This window comes from Leptotrichia buccalis C-1013-b (genome assembly GCF_000023905.1).
GTDB lineage: Bacteria > Fusobacteriota > Fusobacteriia > Fusobacteriales > Leptotrichiaceae > Leptotrichia > Leptotrichia buccalis.
Genome location: NC_013192.1, coordinates 1585777 through 1609822 on the forward strand (window position 1 = coordinate 1585777; position 24046 = coordinate 1609822).

Annotated in this window: 22 protein-coding genes and 1 tRNA gene; 6 read left to right on the plus strand and 17 right to left on the minus strand. The window is 29.4% G+C overall.

Translation table 11 applies throughout. From position 1 onward, the window contains the following. Window positions 1-28: 28 nt before the first annotated feature. From radA to purH, 14 genes are all read right to left on the minus strand, one after another. Window positions 29-1387 (minus strand): DNA repair protein RadA, encoded by a 1359-nt coding sequence (gene radA, locus LEBU_RS07415; protein WP_015769717.1) that lies wholly within the window; start codon window positions 1385-1387, stop codon window positions 29-31. A 121-nt stretch (window positions 1388-1508) separates the two neighbouring features. Continuing rightward, the gene (gene coaD / locus LEBU_RS07420; protein WP_015769718.1) at window positions 1509-2009 is read right to left on the minus strand and encodes a pantetheine-phosphate adenylyltransferase; all 501 of its coding nucleotides are present in this window, start codon (window positions 2007-2009) and stop codon (window positions 1509-1511) included. A gap of 38 nt (window positions 2010-2047) precedes the next feature. Next, window positions 2048-2746, minus strand: a complete 699-nt coding sequence (gene rnc, locus LEBU_RS07425; protein WP_015769719.1) for a ribonuclease III — start codon at window positions 2744-2746, stop codon at window positions 2048-2050. 84 nt (window positions 2747-2830) lie between these two features. Continuing rightward, a complete protein-coding gene (gene fabF / locus LEBU_RS07430; protein ID WP_015769720.1) occupies window positions 2831-4063 on the minus strand; it encodes a beta-ketoacyl-ACP synthase II in 1233 nt (410 codons plus the stop codon). Window positions 4064-4618: 555 nt separating this feature from the next. Further along, window positions 4619-4840: an acyl carrier protein gene (locus tag LEBU_RS07435; RefSeq protein ID WP_015769721.1), complete on the minus strand. Its 222-nt coding sequence runs from the start codon at window positions 4838-4840 to the stop codon at window positions 4619-4621. A 135-nt stretch (window positions 4841-4975) separates the two neighbouring features. Beyond that, window positions 4976-5566 (minus strand): pyridoxal 5'-phosphate synthase glutaminase subunit PdxT, encoded by a 591-nt coding sequence (pdxT, locus tag LEBU_RS07440; RefSeq protein ID WP_015769722.1) that lies wholly within the window; start codon window positions 5564-5566, stop codon window positions 4976-4978. Continuing rightward, entirely contained in the window at window positions 5566-6441 is an 876-nt protein-coding gene (pdxS, locus tag LEBU_RS07445) for a pyridoxal 5'-phosphate synthase lyase subunit PdxS (RefSeq protein ID WP_015769723.1), read from the minus strand. Before pdxS ends, pdxT begins: the two co-directional genes overlap by 1 nt. A 92-nt stretch (window positions 6442-6533) precedes the next feature. Next, window positions 6534-10052 carry a DEAD/DEAH box helicase gene (locus LEBU_RS07450; RefSeq protein ID WP_015769724.1) on the minus strand — a complete coding sequence of 1173 codons (3519 nt, stop codon included), beginning with the start codon at window positions 10050-10052 and terminating at the stop codon, window positions 6534-6536. Window positions 10053-10085: 33 nt separating this feature from the next. Further along, entirely contained in the window at window positions 10086-10610 is a 525-nt protein-coding gene (locus LEBU_RS07455) for a GNAT family N-acetyltransferase (RefSeq protein ID WP_015769725.1), read from the minus strand. 24 nt (window positions 10611-10634) lie between these two features. Next, on the minus strand, window positions 10635-12311 hold the full coding sequence (lepB, locus tag LEBU_RS07460) for a signal peptidase I (protein ID WP_015769726.1): 1677 nt from the start codon (window positions 12309-12311) through the stop codon (window positions 10635-10637). A gap of 233 nt (window positions 12312-12544) precedes the next feature. Continuing rightward, the gene (gene rplS / locus LEBU_RS07465; protein ID WP_015769727.1) at window positions 12545-12895 is read right to left on the minus strand and encodes a 50S ribosomal protein L19; all 351 of its coding nucleotides are present in this window, start codon (window positions 12893-12895) and stop codon (window positions 12545-12547) included. 303 nt (window positions 12896-13198) lie between these two features. Further along, window positions 13199-13275: transfer RNA gene (locus tag LEBU_RS07470), tRNA-Lys, on the minus strand. Between the two features lie 175 nt (window positions 13276-13450). Further along, the gene (locus LEBU_RS07475) at window positions 13451-14320 is read right to left on the minus strand and encodes a hypothetical protein (RefSeq protein ID WP_015769728.1); all 870 of its coding nucleotides are present in this window, start codon (window positions 14318-14320) and stop codon (window positions 13451-13453) included. Between the two features lie 165 nt (window positions 14321-14485). Further along, window positions 14486-16006, minus strand: a complete 1521-nt coding sequence (purH, locus tag LEBU_RS07480; RefSeq protein WP_015769729.1) for a bifunctional phosphoribosylaminoimidazolecarboxamide formyltransferase/IMP cyclohydrolase — start codon at window positions 16004-16006, stop codon at window positions 14486-14488. A 226-nt stretch (window positions 16007-16232) separates the two neighbouring features. Between purH and LEBU_RS07485 the strand changes: the two genes are divergently transcribed. From LEBU_RS07485 to LEBU_RS07495, 3 genes are all read left to right on the plus strand, one after another. Then, window positions 16233-17033, plus strand: coding sequence for a hypothetical protein (locus tag LEBU_RS07485; RefSeq protein ID WP_015769730.1), 801 nt, complete (start codon window positions 16233-16235; stop codon window positions 17031-17033). 246 nt (window positions 17034-17279) lie between these two features. Further along, window positions 17280-18071 carry a hypothetical protein gene (locus LEBU_RS07490; protein ID WP_015769731.1) on the plus strand — a complete coding sequence of 264 codons (792 nt, stop codon included), beginning with the start codon at window positions 17280-17282 and terminating at the stop codon, window positions 18069-18071. 39 nt (window positions 18072-18110) lie between these two features. Then, complete coding sequence (locus LEBU_RS07495; protein ID WP_015769732.1) at window positions 18111-18788, plus strand: hypothetical protein; 678 nt, start codon at window positions 18111-18113, stop codon at window positions 18786-18788. A gap of 84 nt (window positions 18789-18872) precedes the next feature. Here LEBU_RS07495 and LEBU_RS07500 read toward each other — a convergent pair whose 3' ends face one another. Further along, window positions 18873-20102, minus strand: a complete 1230-nt coding sequence (locus LEBU_RS07500) for a replication-associated recombination protein A (protein WP_015769733.1) — start codon at window positions 20100-20102, stop codon at window positions 18873-18875. A 108-nt stretch (window positions 20103-20210) separates the two neighbouring features. On the opposite strand from LEBU_RS07500, the gene LEBU_RS07505 reads away from it, so the two are divergent. The 3 genes from LEBU_RS07505 (at window position 20211) to LEBU_RS07515 (ending at window position 21285) form a co-directional block, all read left to right on the plus strand. Next, window positions 20211-20708: a methylated-DNA--[protein]-cysteine S-methyltransferase gene (locus tag LEBU_RS07505; RefSeq protein WP_015769734.1), complete on the plus strand. Its 498-nt coding sequence runs from the start codon at window positions 20211-20213 to the stop codon at window positions 20706-20708. Window positions 20709-20792: 84 nt separating this feature from the next. Continuing rightward, on the plus strand, window positions 20793-21029 hold the full coding sequence (locus LEBU_RS07510; protein ID WP_015769735.1) for a DUF6290 family protein: 237 nt from the start codon (window positions 20793-20795) through the stop codon (window positions 21027-21029). Next, a complete protein-coding gene (locus LEBU_RS07515) occupies window positions 21019-21285 on the plus strand; it encodes a type II toxin-antitoxin system RelE family toxin (protein ID WP_015769736.1) in 267 nt (88 codons plus the stop codon). The genes LEBU_RS07510 and LEBU_RS07515 overlap by 11 nt, the downstream gene beginning before the upstream one ends. A 199-nt stretch (window positions 21286-21484) precedes the next feature. On the opposite strand, the gene LEBU_RS07520 is transcribed toward LEBU_RS07515, so the two are convergent. Together LEBU_RS07520 and LEBU_RS07525 are read right to left on the minus strand one after the other, a co-directional pair. Then, a complete protein-coding gene (locus LEBU_RS07520; RefSeq protein ID WP_015769737.1) occupies window positions 21485-21826 on the minus strand; it encodes a hypothetical protein in 342 nt (113 codons plus the stop codon). A gap of 223 nt (window positions 21827-22049) precedes the next feature. Then, window positions 22050-23792, minus strand: a complete 1743-nt coding sequence (locus LEBU_RS07525; RefSeq protein WP_015769738.1) for a glycoside hydrolase family 13 protein — start codon at window positions 23790-23792, stop codon at window positions 22050-22052. Window positions 23793-24046 lie beyond the last annotated feature (254 nt).

The following is a 24046-nucleotide window of genomic DNA, read 5'->3' on the forward strand; positions in this document are numbered from 1 at the left end:
TATCCTTTCGCCCTTTTTACTTTTTGGGCTATTTAACCCTTTCGACAAGCTCGCTTATATTACTTATATAATTAAGCTTTATTTTCGTCTTTTCCTTTTCAAAATCAGCTTTATGGCTTTTAGGCAAGTAAACTCCTGCAAATCCCAATTTTTCCAATTCTGTTACTCTATTTTTTATAAATGAAACTTTTCTCACTTCTCCCCGTAATCCCAATTCACCAATGGCTGCAATTTTCTGACTTATCGGGATTCCTTTTATTGAAGACAAAAGCGAAAAAACTACTGCCAAATCAGAACTTCTGTCATTCAAGTCAATTCCTCCAGGAATATTTATGTAAATATCTTTTGAATTTACATCCACTTTTAATGAACGAGACAAGACTGCACTCAAAATTTCCACACGAGTCTTATCGTATCCTTCAACCGTTCTTCTCGGCATTCCAAAATTAGGTGTTCCTAGCAATGACTGAACTTCAAACAAAAATACACGGCTTCCTTCAAAGATAGGAACAATAATGCTTCCTACATTTTTTTCCTCTCTATCGCTTATAAAAAATTCAGATGGATTTTTTACTTCGCTAATTCCATTTTCCTTCATATCAAAAATAGAAATTTCATTTGTTGAGCCATAACGGTTCTTTATTGAACGGATTATTCTAAAATAGCTGTTTTCTTCCCCTTCTATTTGCAAAACCGCATCAACCATATGTTCCAGTAATTTTGGTCCTGCAAGTTTTCCATCTTTTGTAACATGTCCCACAATATAAAATGCAATTTCATTTTTTTTTGCAATTTCAATAATTTTTAATGTTGTTTCACGAATTTGTGTAACGCTTCCAGGAATTGAATTTACATTTTCAGAATAAAGCGTCTGAATCGAGTCAATTACAACTACTTTCGGTTTTTCTTTCAAAATGACACTTTCAATTTTTTCAATGTTAGTATCATTTAAAATATATAAATTTTCACTTTTTACATTGACACGTTCTGCCCGCTGTTTTATTTGCCGTGGTGATTCCTCTCCTGAAACATAAAAAACATTTCCTATTTTTGCATATTCCTGCGACAGCTGAAGCAAAAAAGTTGATTTCCCAATCCCAGGACTTCCTGTAATTAATACAACTTCCCCTTTTATCAGTCCGCCGCCTAAAACTCTGTCAAATTCTTCAAACGGAGTTACCATTCTAAATTCTTTTTCAATTTCAATTTCTGTTATTTTCTTTATTGAAACTTCCTGTGATTCCACATTTTTAAAGGTACTTTTTATATCAATTTCCTCTTCAAATGTTCCCCACGAATCACAGTTTGGACATTTTCCCATCCATTTTAATGAACTGTAACCGCATTCTGAACATATATATTTTGTTTTCCCTTTTTTCACAGCCATATATTAATTTTCCTTCTTTTTATTTGATTTTCAAAATTTATAATGTATATATTATCAAATTTTTTTAACAAAATTATTTTTTTTCCTTTTTATTAACTGTGAAACAGAAAATATCTTTTATTTATCGCTTAAAACTTTCTACTCTCTCAATCATTCGTTTTTCTACATTTTCTGTTACAAAAAAACTCAAATTTCCTTTATTTTGTGCTACTTCTTTCACAAGACTTGAGCTTAAATACAAGTATTCTCTTGAAGCAGTTAGAAATACTGTTTCAAATTCACTTTTTGCAAGAGTTTTATTTGTTAATGTGAACTGTAATTCATATTCGTAGTCTGATAATGCACGTAGTCCTCTTACTAGAATATTTACTTTTTCTTTACACATAAAATCAACTAACAATCCATTAAAAATTTTTATTTCGGCGTTAATATTTTCTTTTTTTAAAATTTCTTCTATCATTTCAACTTTTTCTTCGTCTGAAAACCAGGCTTTCGATTTTGTAGAATTTTTAAAAATTCCTATTATTAATTTATCAAATAAATTTGAAGAACGTTTTATAATATCAACATGTCCTTTTGTTATTGGGTCAAAACTACCTGGATACAAAGCTACTTTTTTCATTTTGTTCTCCTATTCTTTTTTACTGCTGCATTTTAGTTTTATTTCTTTAATTTTTCTAATGCTTCTTTTGCTGCATGTTTTTCAGCTTCCTTCTTGCTTTTCCCAGTTCCAATACCATAGATTTTATCATTCCATCTTACACAGATTTCAAAAACTTTATTATGATCAGGACCTTTAGTTCTAAGTAGTTTGTATTCAGGCATTTTTTTATATTTACCTTGCACAAATTCCTGTAGAATTGTTTTATAGTCACCAGTTCCTTCTATTTCTTCCAATTTATTTATTTTCCCAAGTAAAAATTTTAATGCAACATTCTTCGCAGTATAATAATCTGAATCTTTAAAAATCGCACCAATCAAAGCCTCAAAAGCATCACCTAAAATAGATCTTCTATTTCTTCCACCAGACATAATCTCTCCATTACTTAAATACAGGTATTCTCCTAATTTAATATCACTGGCAATAGTCGAAAAAACAGGTTCGCTTATAATCTGGCTCTTTAATTTAGCCAATTCTCCTTCTGTTTTCTTTCCATATAAATCATAGATATATTCAGTCGTTATGAGATTTAGTATGGCATCTCCTAGAAATTCTAATTTCTCATTATTAAACCGTCTCGTCTTTTCAGCTTCATTAGAATATGATCTATGTGTCAATGCCTCTTCTAAATATTTTTTATTTTTAAATTCATATCCAATTTTTTTTATCAAATCCTTGGAATTTTTTCTTGCAGTCATTTCTCTATTTTCACCTCCTTTATTTTTTAAAGATTATAGTCATTTCCTACTTTTATATAAGGGGCATAAATGCCCCTAAAATAACTATTTATATTTTCTAAATGCTAAAACTGCATTATGTCCACCAAATCCCAATGAACTTGACATTCCTACTTCAATATCTCTTTTTACAGGTTTATTCGGTACATAATCCAAGTCACATAATGGATCTGGATTTTCATAATTTATAGTTGGAGGCATAATTCCTTCTGAAATTGCAAGTGCTAAAAATGCTGCTTCAATTCCTCCTGCTCCACCTAATAAATGCCCAGTTGCACCTTTTGTAGAACTTACAGCAAGTTTGTATGCGTGTTCTCCAAATGTTGTTTTTATTGCCTGAGTTTCATTTTTGTCATTTGCAGGTGTAGATGTTCCGTGCGCATTAATGTATCCAACTTCTTCAGGTTTAATATTTCCTTGCTCCAAAGCCATTTTAAATGCTCTTGCTGCACCTTCTCCACCATCAGATGGTGCTGTCATATGATAAGCATCTCCAGTTTCTCCATATCCCACAACTTCTGCATAAATTTTTGCTCCACGTTTTTTAGCGTATTCCAATTCTTCCAGCACTAGTACTCCAGCACCTTCTCCAAGTACAAATCCATCTCTATCCGCTGTAAATGGACGTGATGCAGTTTTTGGATCTGGATTAGTTGATAATGCCTTCAAGTTTGCAAATCCTGCTATTCCTGATGGAGTTACTGTTGCTTCTGTTCCTCCAGCTATCATCGCATCAGCTTTTCCTAACAAAATTGCCTGAAAAGCATCTCCAATTGAATTTGTTCCTGAAGCACAAGCTGTAACAACAGTTTTATTAGGCCCTTTTGCTCCTATATAAATCGAAGTATTTCCTGAAGCCATATTTAAAATTGCCGCTGGAATATAAAATGGTGATACTCTTTTTGGTCCTCTTGTAACAAGTTTTTCCACTTCCTGCTCAATTACATCCAGTCCTCCAATTCCTGAACCAATAATTACTCCAATTCGATCCGCATTTTCATCTGTAATTTCCAATTTTGCGTCTTCCAACGCTTCCTTTGATGCCGCAATCGCAAATTGTGAAAATCTGGCTATCTTCTTCAATTCCTTTTTTTCAATATAATTTTCAGGAACAAAATCCTTTACCTCAGCGGCTATATGAACTGGATGCTGTGAACTGTCAAATTGAGTGATTTTATCAATTCCGCATTCACCTTCCAACAAATTTTTCCAAGCCTTTTCTTTTCCAGTCCCTAATGGAGTTACCAGTCCAATTCCTGTAATAACTACTCTTCTCATTAATACACCTCTCATTTTTTATTTTTTTCTTTAATTTTAAATACATTTAATCTATTTAAGATAATATTTTTCCTTTTTATACTATTATTTTTTCTTTAACGAGATTTCGCTTATTATTTTTACTAAAATAATCGTTGTATCTAAACTCAAAATGTCGTGATTTTTTGGAAATTAAATCGACTAAACACATTTATGTGTTTCTTTCGCCATAACTTCTATAATAATTCATTTGATAGAATTAAATTCACTCTGTAATTTGCGAAAGTGAGCGTAGTTTTACGTAGCGACTTTCAATTTTGTTTTCCAAAAATGCTTAGACGAGCTGGGTTTGCAAAGGAGATAGCGACTGTTCCCCTTTGCTTTTAAAAAAGAAAAAACATAAATATTATAGAAAAAATATTTATTAATAGTAATCTTAATTTTATAAAAATTATAAACAACTACTAATTTATTTTATTATTTTAAATAATAATTTTTTTACAATAAGTTTATTTTAACATTTTTTCATTTTTTTTTCAATAAAAAAGGGGGAACAACCCCCAAAAGTTTTATCTATTATTTAGATTCGATATATTCGATTACATCTTTAACTGTTTTAATTTTTTGTGCATCTTCATCAGGAATTTCAATGTCAAATTCTTCTTCAAAAGCCATGATTAATTCAACTGTATCTAATGAATCAGCTCCCAAATCATCAACAAATGATGCATCTTCAGTTACTTGACTTTCATCTACACCTAATTGATCTACTACTATTGATTTAATTTTATCTAGCATTATAATGCCACCTCCATATTTTATTATCTAGAGTTATTATACCAAATGAATTTAAAAAATGCAACAAAAATTCTCTAATATTTTAAACATTATTTTAACTTTTTTTATTTGCATATACATCATCTTATTTTTTAGCTATTTTTTAACTTCATCACACATTTTGATAAAAAATTTATGTACATTAAGATCAGTATTTAACTCAGGATGATATGAAGTCACAAGAATGTTGTTTTCTCTTGCTGCAACAATATTTCCATCAACTTTTGAAAGAATTTCTACATTTTCTCCCACATCTAAAATATATGGCGCACGTATAAATGTCATAGGAATAACTCCGATACCTTTAAATTCACTTTTTGTAAAAAAGCTTCCAAGCTGCCTTCCATAAGCATTTCTTCTAACTTTTATATCCATTACTCCAAAATAAGAACGATTATCATTTTCAATTTCCTTTGCCAAAAGAATTAAACCTGCGCAAGTACCAAACACAGGCAATCCGTTCAAAATTAGGTTTTTTATATCATCAAACAAATCAAGGTCGTAAAGTAATTTCCCTATAACTGTACTTTCTCCACCTGGAATAATTAACCCATCAATACCGTTATTATTAACTGCATTATCCAAATCATTTTTTTTTCTTATTTCAAACGATTCCACTCCAAGTTTTTCCAGCATTTTTATATGTTCTGCAAAAGCTCCTTGTAAAGCTAGTACACCTATTTTCATTATTTACCTCTTTCAGCCATAAGTAACTTAATTTCACTTTCATTGATTCCAACCATAGCTTCTCCTAAATCTTCTGAAATTTCAGCTAACACTTTTGGATCATTATAGTTAGTAACAGCTTTAACTATTGCTTGAGCTCTTTTTACAGGATCTCCTGATTTGAATATTCCTGACCCGACAAATACGCCTTCAGCTCCAAGCTGCATCATTAATGCGGCATCTGCAGGAGTAGCAACACCACCCGCTGCAAAATTTACTACTGGCAATTTCCCATTTTCATGAACGTATTTTACTAATTCAAAAGGAACTTGCAATTCTTTGGCAGTAAAATAAAGCTCATCTTCTCGCATATTTTGAATTCTTCTTATTTCTTGATTCATCATTCTCATATGTCGTACCGCCTGTACAACATCTCCTGTTCCCGGTTCACCTTTAGTTCTTATCATTGAAGCTCCTTCAGCTATTCTTCTAAGAGCTTCTCCCAAATCTTTTGCTCCACACACAAAAGGAACTTTAAATTTTTTCTTATCTACATGAAATTTATCATCAGCAGGTGACAAAACTTCACTTTCATCTATATAGTCAATTTCTATTGCTTCCAAAATCTGCGCTTCTACAAAATGCCCAATTCTAACTTTTGCCATTACAGGAATTGACACAACTTTCTGAATACTTTTAATCATTTTAGGATCACTCATTCTCGAAACTCCGCCTACAGCTCTAATATCCGCTGGAATTCTTTCAAGTGCCATAACCGCCGCCGCTCCAGCCGCTTCAGCTATTCTTGCTTGTTCAGGAGTAGAAACATCCATTATAACTCCACCTTTTAACATTTGTGCTAAATTTTTGTTTAATTCGTATCTTTCATTTTCCATAAAATTCCATCCTTTCATGATAATAAAATTTGATTTTAAATATTATACTATTTTTTCTGGAATTTTACAAATTTATATTTTCATATACAAATTTAACTCAATAATTCCATTAACTCTTTATCACTCATTTCAAACAGCACTTTTTCCCCATCTTTGCTTTCCAGCAGATTTTCACTTAACTGACGTTTATTTTCCTGAATTTTTATAATTTTTTCCTCAATTGTACCTTCTGTCACAAGTTTTATAACCTGTACACTTTTTTTCTGTCCAATTCTATATGCCCTGTCACTCGCCTGATTTTCCACAGCGATATTCCACCATGGATCATAATGAATTACAACATCCGCTCCAACAAGATTTAGCCCAGTTCCACCTGCTTTTAACGAAATCAATACAACTTGCCGCTCTCCAGCGTTAAATTTATTACAAATATCCACTCTTTCCTTCGACTTCACACTTCCATCAATATAAAAATACTCAATTCCCATATTTACAAGCTCTTTTTCAATTTCCTTCAAAGTTCCTACAAATTGTGAGAATATCAACAGTCTATGTCCATTTTCAGTAATATCTGGCAATAAATCACGTAATACTTCCAGCTTTGCCACTTCTCCTTTATAATCTTCTTTAAATAAAGTCGGAGAATTACAAATCTGACGCAATTTTGTCAATATAGCCAGTATTTTCATACGATTGTTTTCATTTTCGTTAAATTTCTTCATTTCACTTTTAGCTTTCTTTATATACGACATATATAGCTGTTTTTGCTCATTGCTAAGAGTTACAACCATATTTGATTCGATTTTATCTGGCAATTCTGTAAGCACTTCTTTTTTTGTTCTCCTTAACAAAAATGGAGCAATAATTTCACGTAAGTTATGTATTTTTGAAGAATTTGGATTTACAATTGCTTCCTTGTAAGTTTTTTTGAATTTTGTCAAATTATCTAAATATCCTGGTATTATAAAATCAAAAATTGACCATAATTCCAGAATATTGTTTTCTACAGGTGTTCCTGTCAATGCAAAATTTACCTTGCTATTAATTTTCATAACGGCTTTCTTTATCTGCGAAGTTGTTGTCTTAATATTTTGAGCTTCATCAAGTACAACTACATCAAATTCTCTGTTTTTATATTCTTCTATATCATTTCTTAAAGCCTGGTAAGTCGTTATCATAAAGCCTTTTGACTTTCTTGAAATAATTTCTTTCCTTTGAGCCGCCGTTCCTTCAATCAGAGTCGGACTTATTCCCGTAAACTTGATAATTTCTTCCTTCCAGTTGTACAATAGCGAACTTGGAACAATGATTAATGCAGAAAAATTTCTATTTTCCTGATAAATTTCATTCAAAAGTGAAATTGTCTGTAAAGTCTTACCAAGCCCCATATCATCGGCAAGAATTCCTCCGAATCCAATGTCATACATATTTTTTAACCAGTTAAATCCTAATTTCTGATACGGAAATAAGTTTACACTTATATTATTCGGCTCAATTTCTTCACGATTTTTTATTTTATGAAACAAGTCTTTAAATTCTTCCATTTTTACCAGCTCTTCTTGAATATTTTTCGAAATTTGAGCAAGCTGTAGAGCCTTTATTTTAGAAATTTTATTTTCTCCAACTTTTAGATTTGAAATCGAATCTGTAATTCCGACTAATTCTTCGATACTTTTGTTAGCAATTTTCACAAGTTCTCCGCTTGAAAGCGTTATGTATTTCTGCTCATTTTTAATTGCTTCCATCACAATTTCCACATCTTCAGTCTTTATCCCCTCAATATCAAAGCTGACATTTAAAAAATTGTTTTCCACTTTTTTTATTGCAACATGAACATCTATATTTCTAGCATTTTTTATTTTATTTTCCAAATGAATTTTTATTTTTTCAGCATATTTATTATCAATATACTCAGAAATTTTACTCAAGCCTTCATAATTAACGCTATAAGTTCCTCTCGACAAATTCATATTTACAAACGAATAACTTTCCACAAGTTTTCTCAAATCTTCAAACAATTGCACATTTTTTCTCGGAATAAAATATTCATTACCTTTTTTTAATGCACAAACTGTATTTGACAAATTAATTTTTACAATTTCCTTTTCATCAGTTTCTGATACAAAAATATCAATACATCCATCTTCTTCAATATATTTAGCAACATTAATATTTTCATATTTCAAAATTTCTTTTAATTTCTGATTATCTTCTGTTGACAAATGATTAAATAATTCCATATCAAACGTATCAAATTTTCTAAAAAACTTTTCTTCATTTTCATCCATTTTAAAAACTTTTGTCGTATCATTTCCAAGAGTATAAAATGGACAGTTTTCAGAAATTTTTTCAATATTTCTAATTTCTATTTTATCATTTTCAATTATAAATAACGGCTCATATGTATTCATTATCTGTTTCTGTTCCCCAAGCAGCAATAAGCTTTTCCCATCTTCCATAGCCAGCAGTAATTTATTTAAAAGCATTTCATAGACTTTCAGACCTTTTTTGTCTTTGATTCCGCTATCCATAACACTTTGAATTTCTTTACTGTATTCATAAATTGCAAAAATAATTTTTTGATCAATATCGTTAAAAAAGCAAGTTTTTGGATTATAAGTGATTTTTGAAGTTATTTCATATTCTCTTTCCTTCACAACCGCTTCAATAAATTTCAAAATATCTTTTACATAATATGTTTTCTTAAATCCAGTTTTTATCCGCAAAATATAATCTGGTGCATTATTTTCCTGATTATAGTCGTATCCATATTTGTAATCACTGTAGCTTCCTTCATCAATTTCCACTTCCAGACGCATTTCCTGTCGCTCTTCAGATTCAATATTTTCACTTTCCAAATGAAAATTATAAATTTCATCAATTTTTTGAACAATATTTTCTGTATTTTCCAACATATGCTCATTATTCTTATTAAAATTGTGTAAACTTTGAGAATCTGTTTCTATCTTTATTTCATCATCTTTTGCAATATTTTTGTCATTTCCGTTAACAGTTTCAAACTCAATATTTATATTCTTAGCCTTTTTTCCATTTTTTAAAAGTTTTTCTGTTTCACTATTTTCAGAAGTATTATTTATTTTATTCAATCTTTTTTCAGGATATTCTTCTTTTATTTTTAATTTTTCTCTTGATTTATTTTTATTTGAATCTTCAAAAATTTCTTTTTCAATTTTTTTTGCCTTAATTTTTTCTTCTGCTTTTTTTTCTTCAATCAATTTTTTATTATCTTCTTCAAAATCGTCTTCAAACATCATTTCCATATCGTCTGTTCCGATAACTTTTATAATCTTCTCCGACTTGTCAGCCATCATTCCCAACGTTACAACATGTTTACAGCAATTTTGTCTATTATTTTTAAAAAAATTACACTCACAGTTTGCTTCTACAAATTCTCCTTTTTTCTGTTCTACTGTGATCGAAGTTTTACATAAATTATTTTCGTGATATTCACCTTCCACAGTCATAAAATTTCCATCGGCAAAAAGTGCTGTCAAGTTTCCTAATCTTTGATTATAATATTCCTGCCCAATTGAAAAAATACTCGGTGTTATTTGTTTTTTTAGTTCCAATGAAATACTATTTTGTCTCATTTCTCTCCCTTACTTTAGTTTTAATAATAACATTTATGTGATTTTCATCATTATCATTGCATTTTCATTTTTTCCATAATAATTTTTTCTAATTGATATTTTTTCAAATCCAATTTTTTCATAAAGTTTTAGTGCCTTTACATTTTTTTCATTTACTTCAAGCATAAATTTATTTTTAGAAAAATTTCTATTTATATTTTTCTTTACAATATCTTCCATGCTTTCCTTTAGTAATTTTTCACCAAAACTTTGCCCCTGATATTCTTTTTTTATTGCTATCTCGAAAATATCCGTGTTCTCTATTGTACCATAAAATACAATATATCCCAAGATTTTTTTTTCAGTATTATTCTTTTTTCTCAGCTTTATCACTTTTTCATTATCAACATCTGATTCTTTTTTTAACTTTATTATCTTATTATTTTCTTCTCCAAAATTAAATAAGCAGTATATCTCATACTGCCCATTTAAAATCATTTCAGAAAAATATTTATTTTCAACTTTATTTTCAAAGTTTTCATTATGAATCAGTGTCAATTCATCCACAATATTTTCCATTCTATTCAATTCTCCAATTTAATTTTATAATAACCCTATTCTACTTAATGGCCACCATCTAATTAACAGCTCACCCTTAATTCTTGGTTCAGACACAAGTCCAAAATATCTCGTATCCTTACTATTTGCCGTATTATCTCCCATAGCCATATAATAATTTTTGTCAAGCGTTATTGTTTCACCATTTAAAAGTTTCTTAAATAAATCATCATTATATTTAAAATCCATAATTGGCATAACCATTTCATCTCTGCCTTCCACTTTTAACGTGAATGTATAATAAGCATTTGTCAATACATTTGCAGGATTTGCATTCAATTCATCGTCATTTCCAATTATATCTTTAAAATTCTTATCTGTCTTTATTAATTCCAAAAATTCTTTTCCAGTAATATTTTTATACCCTTTTCCGTCATAATAGCTTTCCCAGTCTACTTGCCCTACCAAAGTTCCGTCATCAGTTTTTCCAAAAACTTTGTTAATTGCGATAATTTTATCCAATTTTACTTTATCGCCTTTTTTAGGAATATAAATTTTGTTGTTCATAAGAAGTCCTTCTGGCAAGTATACTTTTTGCGGTGTTACTTTTTCCAAAATTTCTGATTTTTTATCATTTGTCATTATAGCTCCACCAACATTTTGAAGTTTATTTGCATTAAATTCATTTACTTGCTCAGTATATTTTTTAAAATCTTCTTCAAATTTTCTTTTATCTCCAGAAAATGAAGGATAAACTGGTTTATTATCAACATTTGCTATTTCAAATTTATTTATATCCATTTTCCCTTTAGCAATTTGAAGAGTCGTTCCAGGCTCTCCGACTAATCTTTTTGTGTACATTACTTTATCTGTCATCGGTTCCTTAAAAGCTATTATTTGTCCAACTTTAGGATGTGTAAAACGGTATTTTACCATATTTGCAAAAACTCTATCCTTTATGGCAATCGTTGGCTCCATTGAACCAGATGGAATAACGTAGTTTCCAATGTAGAATACTTGAATAACCATTACTAGAATAATAGCGAGCATAGTGTTGTCGATTCTTGAAATTGCTTTTCCAAATGTACTTCTTTTTCTTTCTTCCTTTGCAATTCTTTCTTTTACTGAAATATTTTCATTTGGAAATATTTTTTTGAAAATTTCTTCTGTACTTTCATTTTTTATTTTTGATTCTGTCAATATTTTTTCCAGCTTTTTATTATCCTTCGTAACTTCCTTTAAAATTGTCTGTTCAGTAATTTCTTCCTTTGGCAAGCTTTTAAATAAATAAATAAGAATCAATGAAATCACGACATTTATTCCCAAATAAATATAAAAATTCATATCCAAAATATTAAACATCAGTCTTCCTAAAAACATCATAACAAGATTTCCCAAAAAAATCCACTCGTGTTCCGCTCTAAGCACATAAAACACCACATTTAGAATAAATACTCCATAAATTCCCCAAAGTTTAATTCTTATAATCGAATCTGGAGTTCTATCTATAAGTATAAAAAATATCGCCGTTACGACTAACGCTACTATTGTCAACATATTCCCAACCATAATATTTTTCTCATTTTTTTCAAGCGAAACCTTTTTTAATATTTCATCTTCCTTGACTCTCAAAAGATTGATAACATATTTTTCCTTAAAGAAAAAATACATTAAAATTAACGACACAATAAGATAAAATATTGTCCACAATATCATATTCATCAATTTTTTCCTTTCCTATTTTATTATAATTTTTTTATTATTATACACAATCTGACTTTACTTTTTCTAAATTTTTTCTTTGCTCCAAATAAACCAGATTAGCAAAAGTCAAATTATAAAGTCCCTTTTTTATCAAATTCACAAAATTAAAAAGAAACCAAAATTTAAGTAAAAATAATCATAAATTTAAAATATCCTAAAAATAAAAAGCTAGCAAATTGCTAGCCTTTGAGCTACTTTCTGATTTCTTTAATTCTAGCAGCTTTTCCTGATAAGTTTCTTAAGTAGTATAATTTAGCTCTTCTTACTTTACCAATTCTCTTAACTTCGATTTTTTCTACTAATGGAGAATTTAAAGGAATGATTCTTTCTACACCGATTCCTGAAGATACTTTTCTAACTGTGAAGTTTTTAGCAACGCTTCCACCAGAAACTCTAATAACTACACCTTCAAAAACCTGTATTCTTTCTTTGTTTCCCTCTTTTACTTTGTAGTGAACAGCAACTGTATCCCCTGCTTTAAATTGAGGTACGTCAGCTTTCAAATAATTTTTTTCTACTAATTCGATTAATTTCTCTTTCAAGAAATTCACTCCCTTCTTTCTAAGACATTCTTTCTATCTATACCAATTTTACCAATTTAAAAACTTTTCTTGCTTGTAAATCCTTTATAAAACTGGTAGCAACAATAAAAGCGGAATATCCTTTTTTTCAATAACTCATTAAGTTTATCATATTTTTTACTAATTTTCAAGACAATTGCAAAATTTTTTATAAATATTTTTTTAAATATCAAATATTTTATTTTTATGATTTGTATTATTAATAAAAAAATAAGAGCCTATACACTCTTATTACACATTAATATTATATTTTATAGAAGATGATGGTGGGACTGGTGGGGATCGAACCCACAACCTACCGATTAAGAGTCGGTTGCTCTGACCAGTTGAGCTACAGTCCCATGAAATTAAATTATACAAAAATCCAATTTAACAACGTAAGTATAATATCACAATTTTTTTAATTTGTCAATTCCATATTCTTAAAAATTTTCAATTTTTGTTTTTTATATTGGGAAACTTATTTATTCAGCTGCAACTGACCTCCTTTATTTTACGTTTTAATCCCTTTAATATTTAGAAGGAGTACCACTCTTCTTCTTCAACATCTCCATAAGTAGCAAAACTATTTTCAAAGTTTTCTATTCTTTCATTTGAAGGCGTGTTTGTTGCGTCAGATTCTTTCTTCAGTTTTTCAGGATTTTTTTTACTAAATTCTTCTTTCTTATATTCTTTCTCCATAAATTCCTCGGATACATTATCATAATATGTTCTTTTTAAATTTCTAGAATACAACATTATATATTTAACATTTTTTTCAATTGTTGCAGAATCGTTTGATATGTTCTTTTCAAGAATGTTACCCTTTCCATCAAGACTAATATTAAATTTTCCACCATTTTTTATGATATGCCCTGAAAAGTCCCACTGTTTTATCCCGTTGTTTTCAAGCATCATTCTACTTTCAAGTTTTATATCCTCATCCTCTCCTATGACATTTATTGTGGCATCTTCATTGAATCCATAGTGGCCAAGATTATCTTTTAGAGCAGTTGTCATAGGGGCTATAATTTCAGGCATAACTGATTCAAGAGAAACGTCTATTTTAGTAATCTCTAAATCTGCTTCATGAAGTACTCCCATTATTTCTGCTAGATATTTATATTTTGCCTTTAAAATTTTTTCATGTAGATCTTCTTTTTCTGATAAAGACTTTTCTACATATTCAACATAAAATTTTTCTATAACTCCATTTTTATTATGTGTAGTATTTACCACAGGTATTCCCTTATCATTTCTAGAAAACTCCACATCAAAACTTTCAAATTTATTTATAAATTCTTTCTTATCTATAGCTTTTTCGCGATTCTTTGTCCAGTTTGACAGCTTGTCAAATCCTTTTGAAAAGAAATCAAGTATGCTTTTGCTGTTCTTATTATGTCCCATAGTTCTGATCTCCTTAGATATTAAATTAGGATAACCTATATCTAATTTTGAAACAATATAATTTTTCTATATCTTATATCATTCTTTTATTCTTCAATTTTGATATAGATTACCCCTTTTCATGTATTTTAACACAACTTATCTGTAAAGATAAATAAAAATTTTTTAATGTTTAAAATGTCTAATTCCAGTAAATACCATTGTCATTCCGTGTTCATCGGCAGCTTCGATTGACTCTTTGTCTCTAATTGAGCCACCTGGCTGTACCAATGCTTTGATACCGTATTTTGCAGCTTCGTCTACACAGTCTCTGAACGGGAAAAATGCATCTGATGCCAGAACCGCTCCTTCTAGTGAATCTAAGTCTCCTTTGGCATGTTCAAGTGCGTGCTGAGTTGCCCAGATTCTGTTTGTCTGTCCTGTTCCAACTCCTGTTGCAGCTCCATCTTTTACGATCACAATTGCATTTGATTTTACGTGTTTTACGACTTTCATTCCAAGTTCCATATCTTTTAATTCTTGCTCTATTGGCTGTTTTTTCGTTACAATTTCCATATTGTCAATCATTTTTCGATTTGTCTGCTGAACTAATATTCCGCCATCAACTTTTACATATTCCACTTTATCCTGCGGTTTTGCAACTTCGCATTTTATTACTCTCAAATTTTTCTTGGAATTTAATATTTCCAGAGCTTCATCAGTAAATGCTGGGGCAATAACGATTTCTAAGAAAATTTTGTGCAGTTCCTGTGCAGTTTTTGCATCAATTTCTCTATTAATTGCAACAATTCCGCCAAAAATTGATACTGGATCACAATCATGGGCTTTCTTGTAAGCTGTGAAAACATCATCTGCAACTGCCACACCGCAAGGAGTAGAATGTTTTACAGCACAGCAGGCAATTTCATCAAATTCATTTGCCACTTTCCAAGCAATATCCATATCCCTGATATTATTAAACGACAATTCTTTTCCATTTAACTGAACAAAATCTTTCATACTTCCATTTTCAGTAGTTGAAACGTAGTATGCAGACGATTGGTGAGGATTTTCCCCATATCTCAAGTCAAATTTCTTTTCATACGAAACATTCAAATATTTTGGATATTCCTCTTCCAGCAAGAAATTAGATATAGCCGCATCATAAGCTGATGTCAAATTAAACACCTTCCCAGCCAATCTTTTTTTTGTTTCAAATGAAACTTCCCCATTATTTTCAATTTCTTCCATAACTTTCTCATAATCTTCTGTTTCGCAGATAACTGTAACGTCCTTGAATGATTTTGCAGCCGAACGAAGCATTGTAGGCCCGCCTATATCAACAAATTCAATTTTTTCATCAAAAGTCTTATCTGTCTGAACTTCCCTGAAAAACGGATAAAGATTAACAACAACATAATCAATCGTCTCTATTCCTTCTTTCGCAATCGTATCCATATGCTCCCTATTGTCCCTAATCGCCAAAATTCCACCATGAATATTCGGATGCAATGTTTTCACCCTTCCATCCAGCATTTCTTTAAAATTAGTAACTTCTGAAACATCTATTACAGAAAGCCCGTTTTCTTTCAAAAACTTGTAAGTTCCTCCAGTAGAAATAATTTCTACACCTTTTTGATTTAAAAACTGTGCAAATTCCAATATCCCAGTCTTATCAAAAACACTAATCAAAGCTCTTTTTTTCATTCGGCATCATTCCTCCAATATATTTTGTTAATTTATTTTATCACAAAGTACTGTATTTATCAAGGTTGTGTATTTATTAACGTTTTGAAAATTGTAAATTTAAAATTATTATATAACAATCTATAAAATTAACTATATTTTAATTATTTTGTAAGTAGAAATGGTAAAAAATATAGTATAATTAAAAGACAAATATAATTTTAAAAACAATTAAGGAGGTTTTTTTATGGGATTTATTAATCTATTTCAAATTTACTCTAAAGGAGAGAATACTATTACAAATAATATTCTATTACTTCTATCAAACTTGTATAGAATAAACCCAAAAATCTATGAATTGTTTATAAACAGTATTCTTCCAGAAAATATCAATTATGAAGTTATCCCTGTTTTTACACAGCAAAAATCGCAAGAGAAAGGAGGAATTATAGACGGACATATTCATACAAAAGCAACAAAAATCATTATTGAAACCAAAATTACAGGATTAGATAATACAAAAAAACTTATTAATTACTGCAAAAACGAAAATCCATCTGAAACAAACATATTAATTCACATAAGTCATTCTACCTTTGATGAAGCTACCATAAAATCTATAAATCAAAGAATAGGAATTTATAATTTTAATTTTGTTTCAATAACTTTTTCCGAATTAATTTCTTCCCTTCAGGAAATTGCGGACGAATATCCTTTTAATGAAGAACTATACCGTTTATCCAAAGATTTTTATTATTATTGCAGTTCAATGGGTCTAATAAAAAATGTATTCAGAATCGTTCCATGCAATAAAAGTTTTGAATTAAACGAAAAATATCATTTATACTTCCAACCTGAATCCAGAGGATATTCAAACCATCAATTTACTGGAATATATACTGCAAAAGAAGTGAAATATATTGGAAAAGTAAACAAAGTTTTTTTGGCTGAACTTACAAAAGAAGGAAAATTAATTACTAAAAAAATTTCAGGCAATGGGGAAATTACTAGCGAGGAAGAAAACAGAATAATAAGCACAATAAAATAATTTCCAGAAATTTATGGCTATGGAGATATTTCAAAAGGACATATTTTCTTTTTATTTGACGATAGTGATTTTTGTCCAACAAAATTTAAAAAAACTTCAAAATATGGTTTGCTAGGCTCTAGACTTTTTGACTTAAAAACAGATTTAGAAATTGAAAATGTAGAGAAATTATCAACTTTAGAAATTGCAGAAAAATTAAATGACATTACTTGGTAAAAATAAATTTTAAAAGATTGGAGAAGAATTATGAAAAAATTGTTGTTAATTTTAAGTTTGTTTGTTGTAAACATTGTTGGGATGGCTTATGAGAAATGTAATCCTAAAACAATCTATGAAATTAGTGTAAATGATTTAAATGGAAGTTATTTTGGACAAAACAAAAAAGATGGAACAATTATGATAAAACTTGGTAAAAATGCTAACAAAGTACAGGCAATTCACTTTGATGAAAATAGGATTTTAAATAATTGTATTCTTGATCCCAAAATAACAGAATTTCATATTGAACATGGTTTATTTATCAATGCGATGTATGCTGAAATGATGGATGGTGTATATAATAATAATCAAGACATAAAAATAGATTATGATTCGTGTCTTGAGAAAAATCATCAATTTTGTAAAATTTCTAAAGATGCAGATATTAACGGAAATCCTGTGGGAATTTCATTTAATCAAGAAGTTCAGGATATTGAAATTTATGGAAATATAGTTGACGTTGAAAAAAGAAATGATTATAAAAAAGTAATAATAGGCGAAGATTATGAAGAAGATGATATTCCTGTATGTGCAAGTAAAAGTATTAGTGAAGAAAATTGTAAAAAAGAAAAATTCATAGTAAAATCTCCAAATGGTTATGCCAATCTTACTAGAAAAGCGTATGATAATTCGACTATTCGTGATAAAATAAAAAATGGAACAATTGTAGTCATAGATCCAATTGATATAAGTCCTTTTGATGTTGAAGGAGTATATGTTGAAGTTTTAGGACAACATAAATTTGGATACATTAATTGGAAATATTTGAAAAAGAAATAGTATTAAACATTTTAAATTTAAAATTTAGGAGAAATATAAATGGAAAATAATAATGTTGAAAACAAAAATTTAGTAAAAATTCTAATTGGAATAATAATTGCTCTTGTTCTGGTTATAGGATTTATTATCATAGGTGGTGGTATTTATCAATTTGTAAGTATGAAAAATAAAATAAATGAGATGGAGAAAGTTCAAAAGGAACAGGAAAAAAAACAGTTGGAAAATCAAATGATGGCTTCAGTACAAACTCAGGCTAAAGAAGACAACAAAAAAAGTGAAACCAAAACCAACGAAACTAAGATTGAAACTAAAGAAGTCGATCCATATGAAAGAAGATTTACAGCTTCTGATATGAATGATACACTTGTAGAAATTAAAGGTGTAAGAGATGGAAATAAAGTGCTAGTGCGGGTTTTGGAAGGAAATAATAAAAATAAAAAAGGATATATTAATTTAAAAGGTTTTAAAAATATAAGCAGTTCTTCTTTAAGAAAATTAATTGGGAGCACTTGGGCTGCAACTGGCGTTAATAACGGAGTCGAAATGGAATATGGCTTAATTCTTCATCGTCCTGGTTCAGATATATATAGTTTTAATTTAAATAAAGCATTAATAGATTACAAGTTATCTGGACATGATTCAGCAGTAAGGTATGACTGTGAGCGTGACACAGCAAGAAATTTTGTACAAAACTATGACCCTTCAGCTTGTTATTAAATATTCAAAAAAATACTCAGACAACTGATTACACTATTGTTTGAGTATTTTTATACTAACTATTCTCAAAATTTAATAGACAATTTATTTTTGATTCTTTTTAATCTTCTTCAACCACTCATCCGCCGCCTTTTCAAATTTATTTTCTCCATGTTCATAAAATTTCATTTTTTCATTCATATAAACTTGCTCTACATAATGATTTTCATAATCGTGCGGGTATTTGTAGGCTTTTACTCCAACTTTTGTGAGATGAACTGGCACTTCCTGAATTTTTTCATTTTCAATGTGTTTAAGTGCTGAATTTATGGCATTGTAAGCTGAATTGCTCTTGGGAGAAATTGCAAGATAGATTGCCACTTCAGATAAGATGATTCTAGCTTCAGGCATTCCAATTTCCTTTATCGCATTAAGCCCTGCCACAGCAATTGGTAAAGCCTGCGGATTTGCAAGCCCAATATCTTCAGAAGCTAAAATCACAAGCCTTCTTGCAATATATAAAATATCTTCTCCGCCAGAAAGCATTTTTGCCATCCAGTAGACAGTCGCATCAGGATCACTTCCACGAATACTTTTTATCATTGCTGAAATTGTATTGTACTTGTCTTCTGTCTTATGATATGATTTTTTCGTATTCAAAATCTCCTTTACTTCTTCCAGCGTAAACTCCACTCCAACATTTGTAATTAGTTCCAAAATGTTTATAGCCTGCCTCGCATCCCCTTCAATTATTTCCGAAATATATTCCAAAATATCATCTGAAATCCCAAAATTCTCCTTTTCATTAATATTTTTCAATATTTCCATCAAATTCTTCTCACTCAACTTTTTAAATTCAAATGCCAGACATCTTGATAACAATGCATTATTCAAGTTATAATACGGATTTTCAGTCGTCGCTCCAATCAAAATAATATTCCCATTTTCCAAATCTTGCAAAAGCGAGTCCTGCTGCAGCTTATTAAACCTATGAATTTCATCCAGAAACAATAACGTCTGCTGTCCATTCATATGAAATCTGTTAGCCGCTTTTTCAGAAATTTCCTTAATATCAGCCACAGACGCTTTTATCGCATTCAAATATTCATAATGATAATTCATTTTATTGGAAATTATTTCCGCAAGCGTAGTTTTCCCCGTTCCCGGTGCTCCCCAGAAAATCGCATTCATAAAATTTCCCCGCTCAATAATCTTCCTCAAAATCCCATTTTCCCCAACTAGCCTCTTCTGTCCATAAAAATCATCAAGACTTTTTGGACGGTATCTAAATGCCAGTGGCTTCTTATCTTCATATACTTCATCAAATAAATTCATTCTATCATTTTCCTTTTTCTTAAATTTACTTTTTTAACTATTTATATTATAATACATTTAGTTCTTCAAATACAACAAAATTATTTATAAAAATTGAAAGGTAAAAAAATGAAAAAAAATATCTACTTTTATGAAACTAATACTCCAATTGGAAAAATTGGACTTGCTACAACAGAAAATGATTCTCATATTACTGATATAATCTGGAATTATGAAATTGAAAAATTTAAAAATGATGATAACTTTCAGATTAATGAAACAGAATTGATAAAAAGGGCAAAAAAGCAGTTATTTGAATATTTTTCCAAAAAACGAAAACAATTTGACTTGCCACTTCTAAAAGAAGGAACGCCTTTTCAAATTTCCGTCTGGAATGCTCTTGAAACAATCCCTTACGGCGAAACCCGTTCCTACAAGGACATAGCAGTCGCAATCAAAAACGAAAAAGCAGTCCGTGCAGTCGGGATGGCAAACAATCGAAATAAAATCTCAATTTTTATTCCATGTCATCGTGTGATTGGTGTGGATGGAAAGTTAGTTGGATACGGTGGCGGACTTCATATTAAGCAATTTTTGTTGGAATTGGAAGGGATTAAAATAAAATAGTTTAATGAAATATTTTCATTGCTTTTTATTATCTTTTATGTTAAAATTTTATTAACTAAAACAAAAAGAAAGGGTGTGAAATCAATGATAACCGTTTCTATAAATGCTAATCCTGACATAGAAAATAAAATAAATAACTATGTTAAGGAAAACAATATCAATTTAAACCAAGTAATGTTAGATTTAATTCTTGAAAAAATCGAAGATGAAGAGGACTACAAATTGGCTGTTGAGGCTTATGAAGAAGAAAAAGACAACAGAGAAAACTGGATTAGCCACGAAGATTTAATAAAAAAATTAGGGTTGGAAAATGAAATATAGTCTAATGTACTCTGAAAAAGCACAGAAACAGCTAAATAAACTAGATAATTCTATGAAATCAAAAATTTTAAAATATATCGATCAAAATCTTTTCGATACAGATAATCCAAAAAAATTTGGAAAAGCTTTGAGATATAATCTAAAAGGATTTTGGAGATATCGAGTTGAAAATTATAGAATTATTGTAAAAATTGAAGAAAGTGAACTAGTTATTTTGATTGTTCAAATAGATAAAAGGGATAAAATTTATATTTAGAATTTCTGAATTGAATTTTAAATTATTGGGTTAAATTGAGTATTAAAAACAAAAAAACTGTCTGATATTCCTATTTTTAAGAATATAAGGCAGTTTTTTATTTCATTAAAATTAAATAGTATTAATATAAACTTTATTTACAGAATAAAAATTATATTTTAATTAAACAGTAAGATATCTTAAATTTAATAAAATATTATTAATGTCTTACATATATGGTTCTTGTATCATAGTTAATTTCAATATCATATCCACCTAAATTTATGTTTTTTACTTGTTTTGCAACAAATTTTCCATCATCTCTCGTACGATATGAAAATTTTATATTTCTATATCGTAATCCATTTATTTTACATAATGGATATGTTACTCTTACATAAGCAAGATAATTTTCGGTATTTGGATCTTCTTTAATAGAAGTTACTTTCCCATTTTCACAATAACCTGTAACATTTTCAAATGTTTTAGTTCCCACTTCCCCAGCTCTTGCATAAGCTACCATAGAAGTAAAAAAAGTCATTAATAGTAAAAATTTTTTCATTTTTTATTTCTCCTTAAAATTTTAATTTAATAATTATTTGTAACTAACTAGTATAAAAACTAAATCTATTATATTATACCCCCCACATTTGATTTAGATTATATTTTAATTAAAAAAAACTTATTTTAATAACCAAAATTATAATAGTAACAACTTCCTTTTAAGATGCAAAAAACTACACCTTCTAAATTACAAATAATTTTTTAGGTGCAGTTCATATTTTTTATAAAATCTCAACTAACAAACTTTGAAATCCTTCAAGAACAACTTTCTCCCCATCATTCTCAATCCCATCAAAATTATTAATCAAAATTTCTCCAATTTTAATTTCTTTTTCTTCAAGAACTTTTGCAATTTCACTCAACTTAGTTTCTTGTTTCAACTCAGAAAAATTATTGATACAAAGAACTTTCTGATTTTCATATTTTCTTACATATGCAATTATTTCATCATTTTCCAATTCTACTGGAATAAATTCTCCATAAATCAAACAATCTGAATATTTTCCATTTTGTCGTAAGTCAATCATTTTTTTATAATGGGCAAAAATTAAATCTTCATTATTTATTTGAGATTCCGCATTCACTTTTTTATGACTTCCAGTCAATTCTATCCAGGCTTTTACATTTTCATCTTTTGAAAATCCAGCATTTTTACTGCTATCCCATTGAAAAGGAGTTCTTGAATTATCACGACTTCGTTTATTTACAAAATATAGTGCTTCTTTAGGAGAAAAACCTTCTCCCAATGCACGCTGATACTGATCTCTGCTGGCAATATCATCAAACTGTGCTATATCAGTTCTCTCAAAATTATCCATTCCTATTTCCTGTCCCTGATAAATAAACGGTGTCCCACGTAAAAAGAAAAATAATGTTGCAAGTAGTTTTGCATTTATTTCATTTGCTTTTTCCCCTAAAAATTTATTTAAACTTCTAGGTAAGTCATGATTTTCAAGGAATGGTGCTCCCCAGCCATATTTCTGCTGTGTCAATTGACTTTCAAAAATTTTATTTCTTAATTCGCTAATTTTCACATCCTGTACTGAATAATAAAAACCTTCTTTCGCCATATCCAAATCTGAATAACTGAAATCAAAAATCATTGAAAAAAATCCGTCTTCACCAATAAAATCATTGTATCTTTCGTATTCTAGCAAAGGCGTTTCAGCTACAGTCATGCAGTTATACTTCTTAAATGTTTTTTCTGCCAGTTCTCCTAAAAATTCCTCAATTCCTGGCTGATTTAACGTATATTTTATGCTAAATGCAAAACCATCCGCTCCATCAACAGGCAAGTCTAGATAATCTTTGTCTTTTTTTATTGAATTTATAGCATCTACCCTGAAACCTGCAATTCCTTTTTCCAGCCAGTAATTTACCATTTTATAAAGTTCTTCCCTAACTTCAGGATTTTCCCAATTTAAATCAGGCTGTTTCTTTGAAAATAAATGTAAATAATACATTTCATTCCCATTTTCATCAGTTTCTCCTTCAACCTTTTCCCAAGCAGAACCTCCAAAATGACTTCTCCAGTTTGTTGGTGGCAGTCCATTTTTCCCTCTTTTAAAAATGTAATAATTTCTGTACTTGCTTTCAGGATTTTTCAATGCTTCCAAAAACCACTCATGCTCATCAGAAGTATGATTAATTACTAAATCTAAAATTATCTTTATTCCTCTTTTTTCTGCATCTACAATTAATCTTTCTAAATCTTCTTTTGTTCCAAATTCAGGATTGATATCATAATAATCAGAAATATCATATCCATTGTCATCCATTGGTGACTTATACACAGGACAAATCCAGATAAGAGTTATCCCCAGTTCTTTTAGATAATCCAATTTTTCAGTAATTCCATTCAAGTCTCCAATTCCATCATTGTTGCTGTCATAAAAACTTCTTGGATATATTTGATATCCAACTTCTTTCTTCCACCATTTTTTATCTAATTTTTTTGTATCCATATTTTCTCCTTCATATTTAATAAAGTCATTTTTTTAAACCTGCCAATCTAAATATACAGATTAACAGGCATTAAGGTGATGCCGATGATGAATTTTAACTATTTTTTACTAATAATCAAAAACAAAATGACTATAGTTATCAAAATAGTAAAATCCCAATTCATTTTTACCACCTCCCAACTGTCCCATTTGTTTGTTAGTTTTGCAGAACTAACTTGGTAATTATATCATAAAAAAAGACCCCATTCAATAAA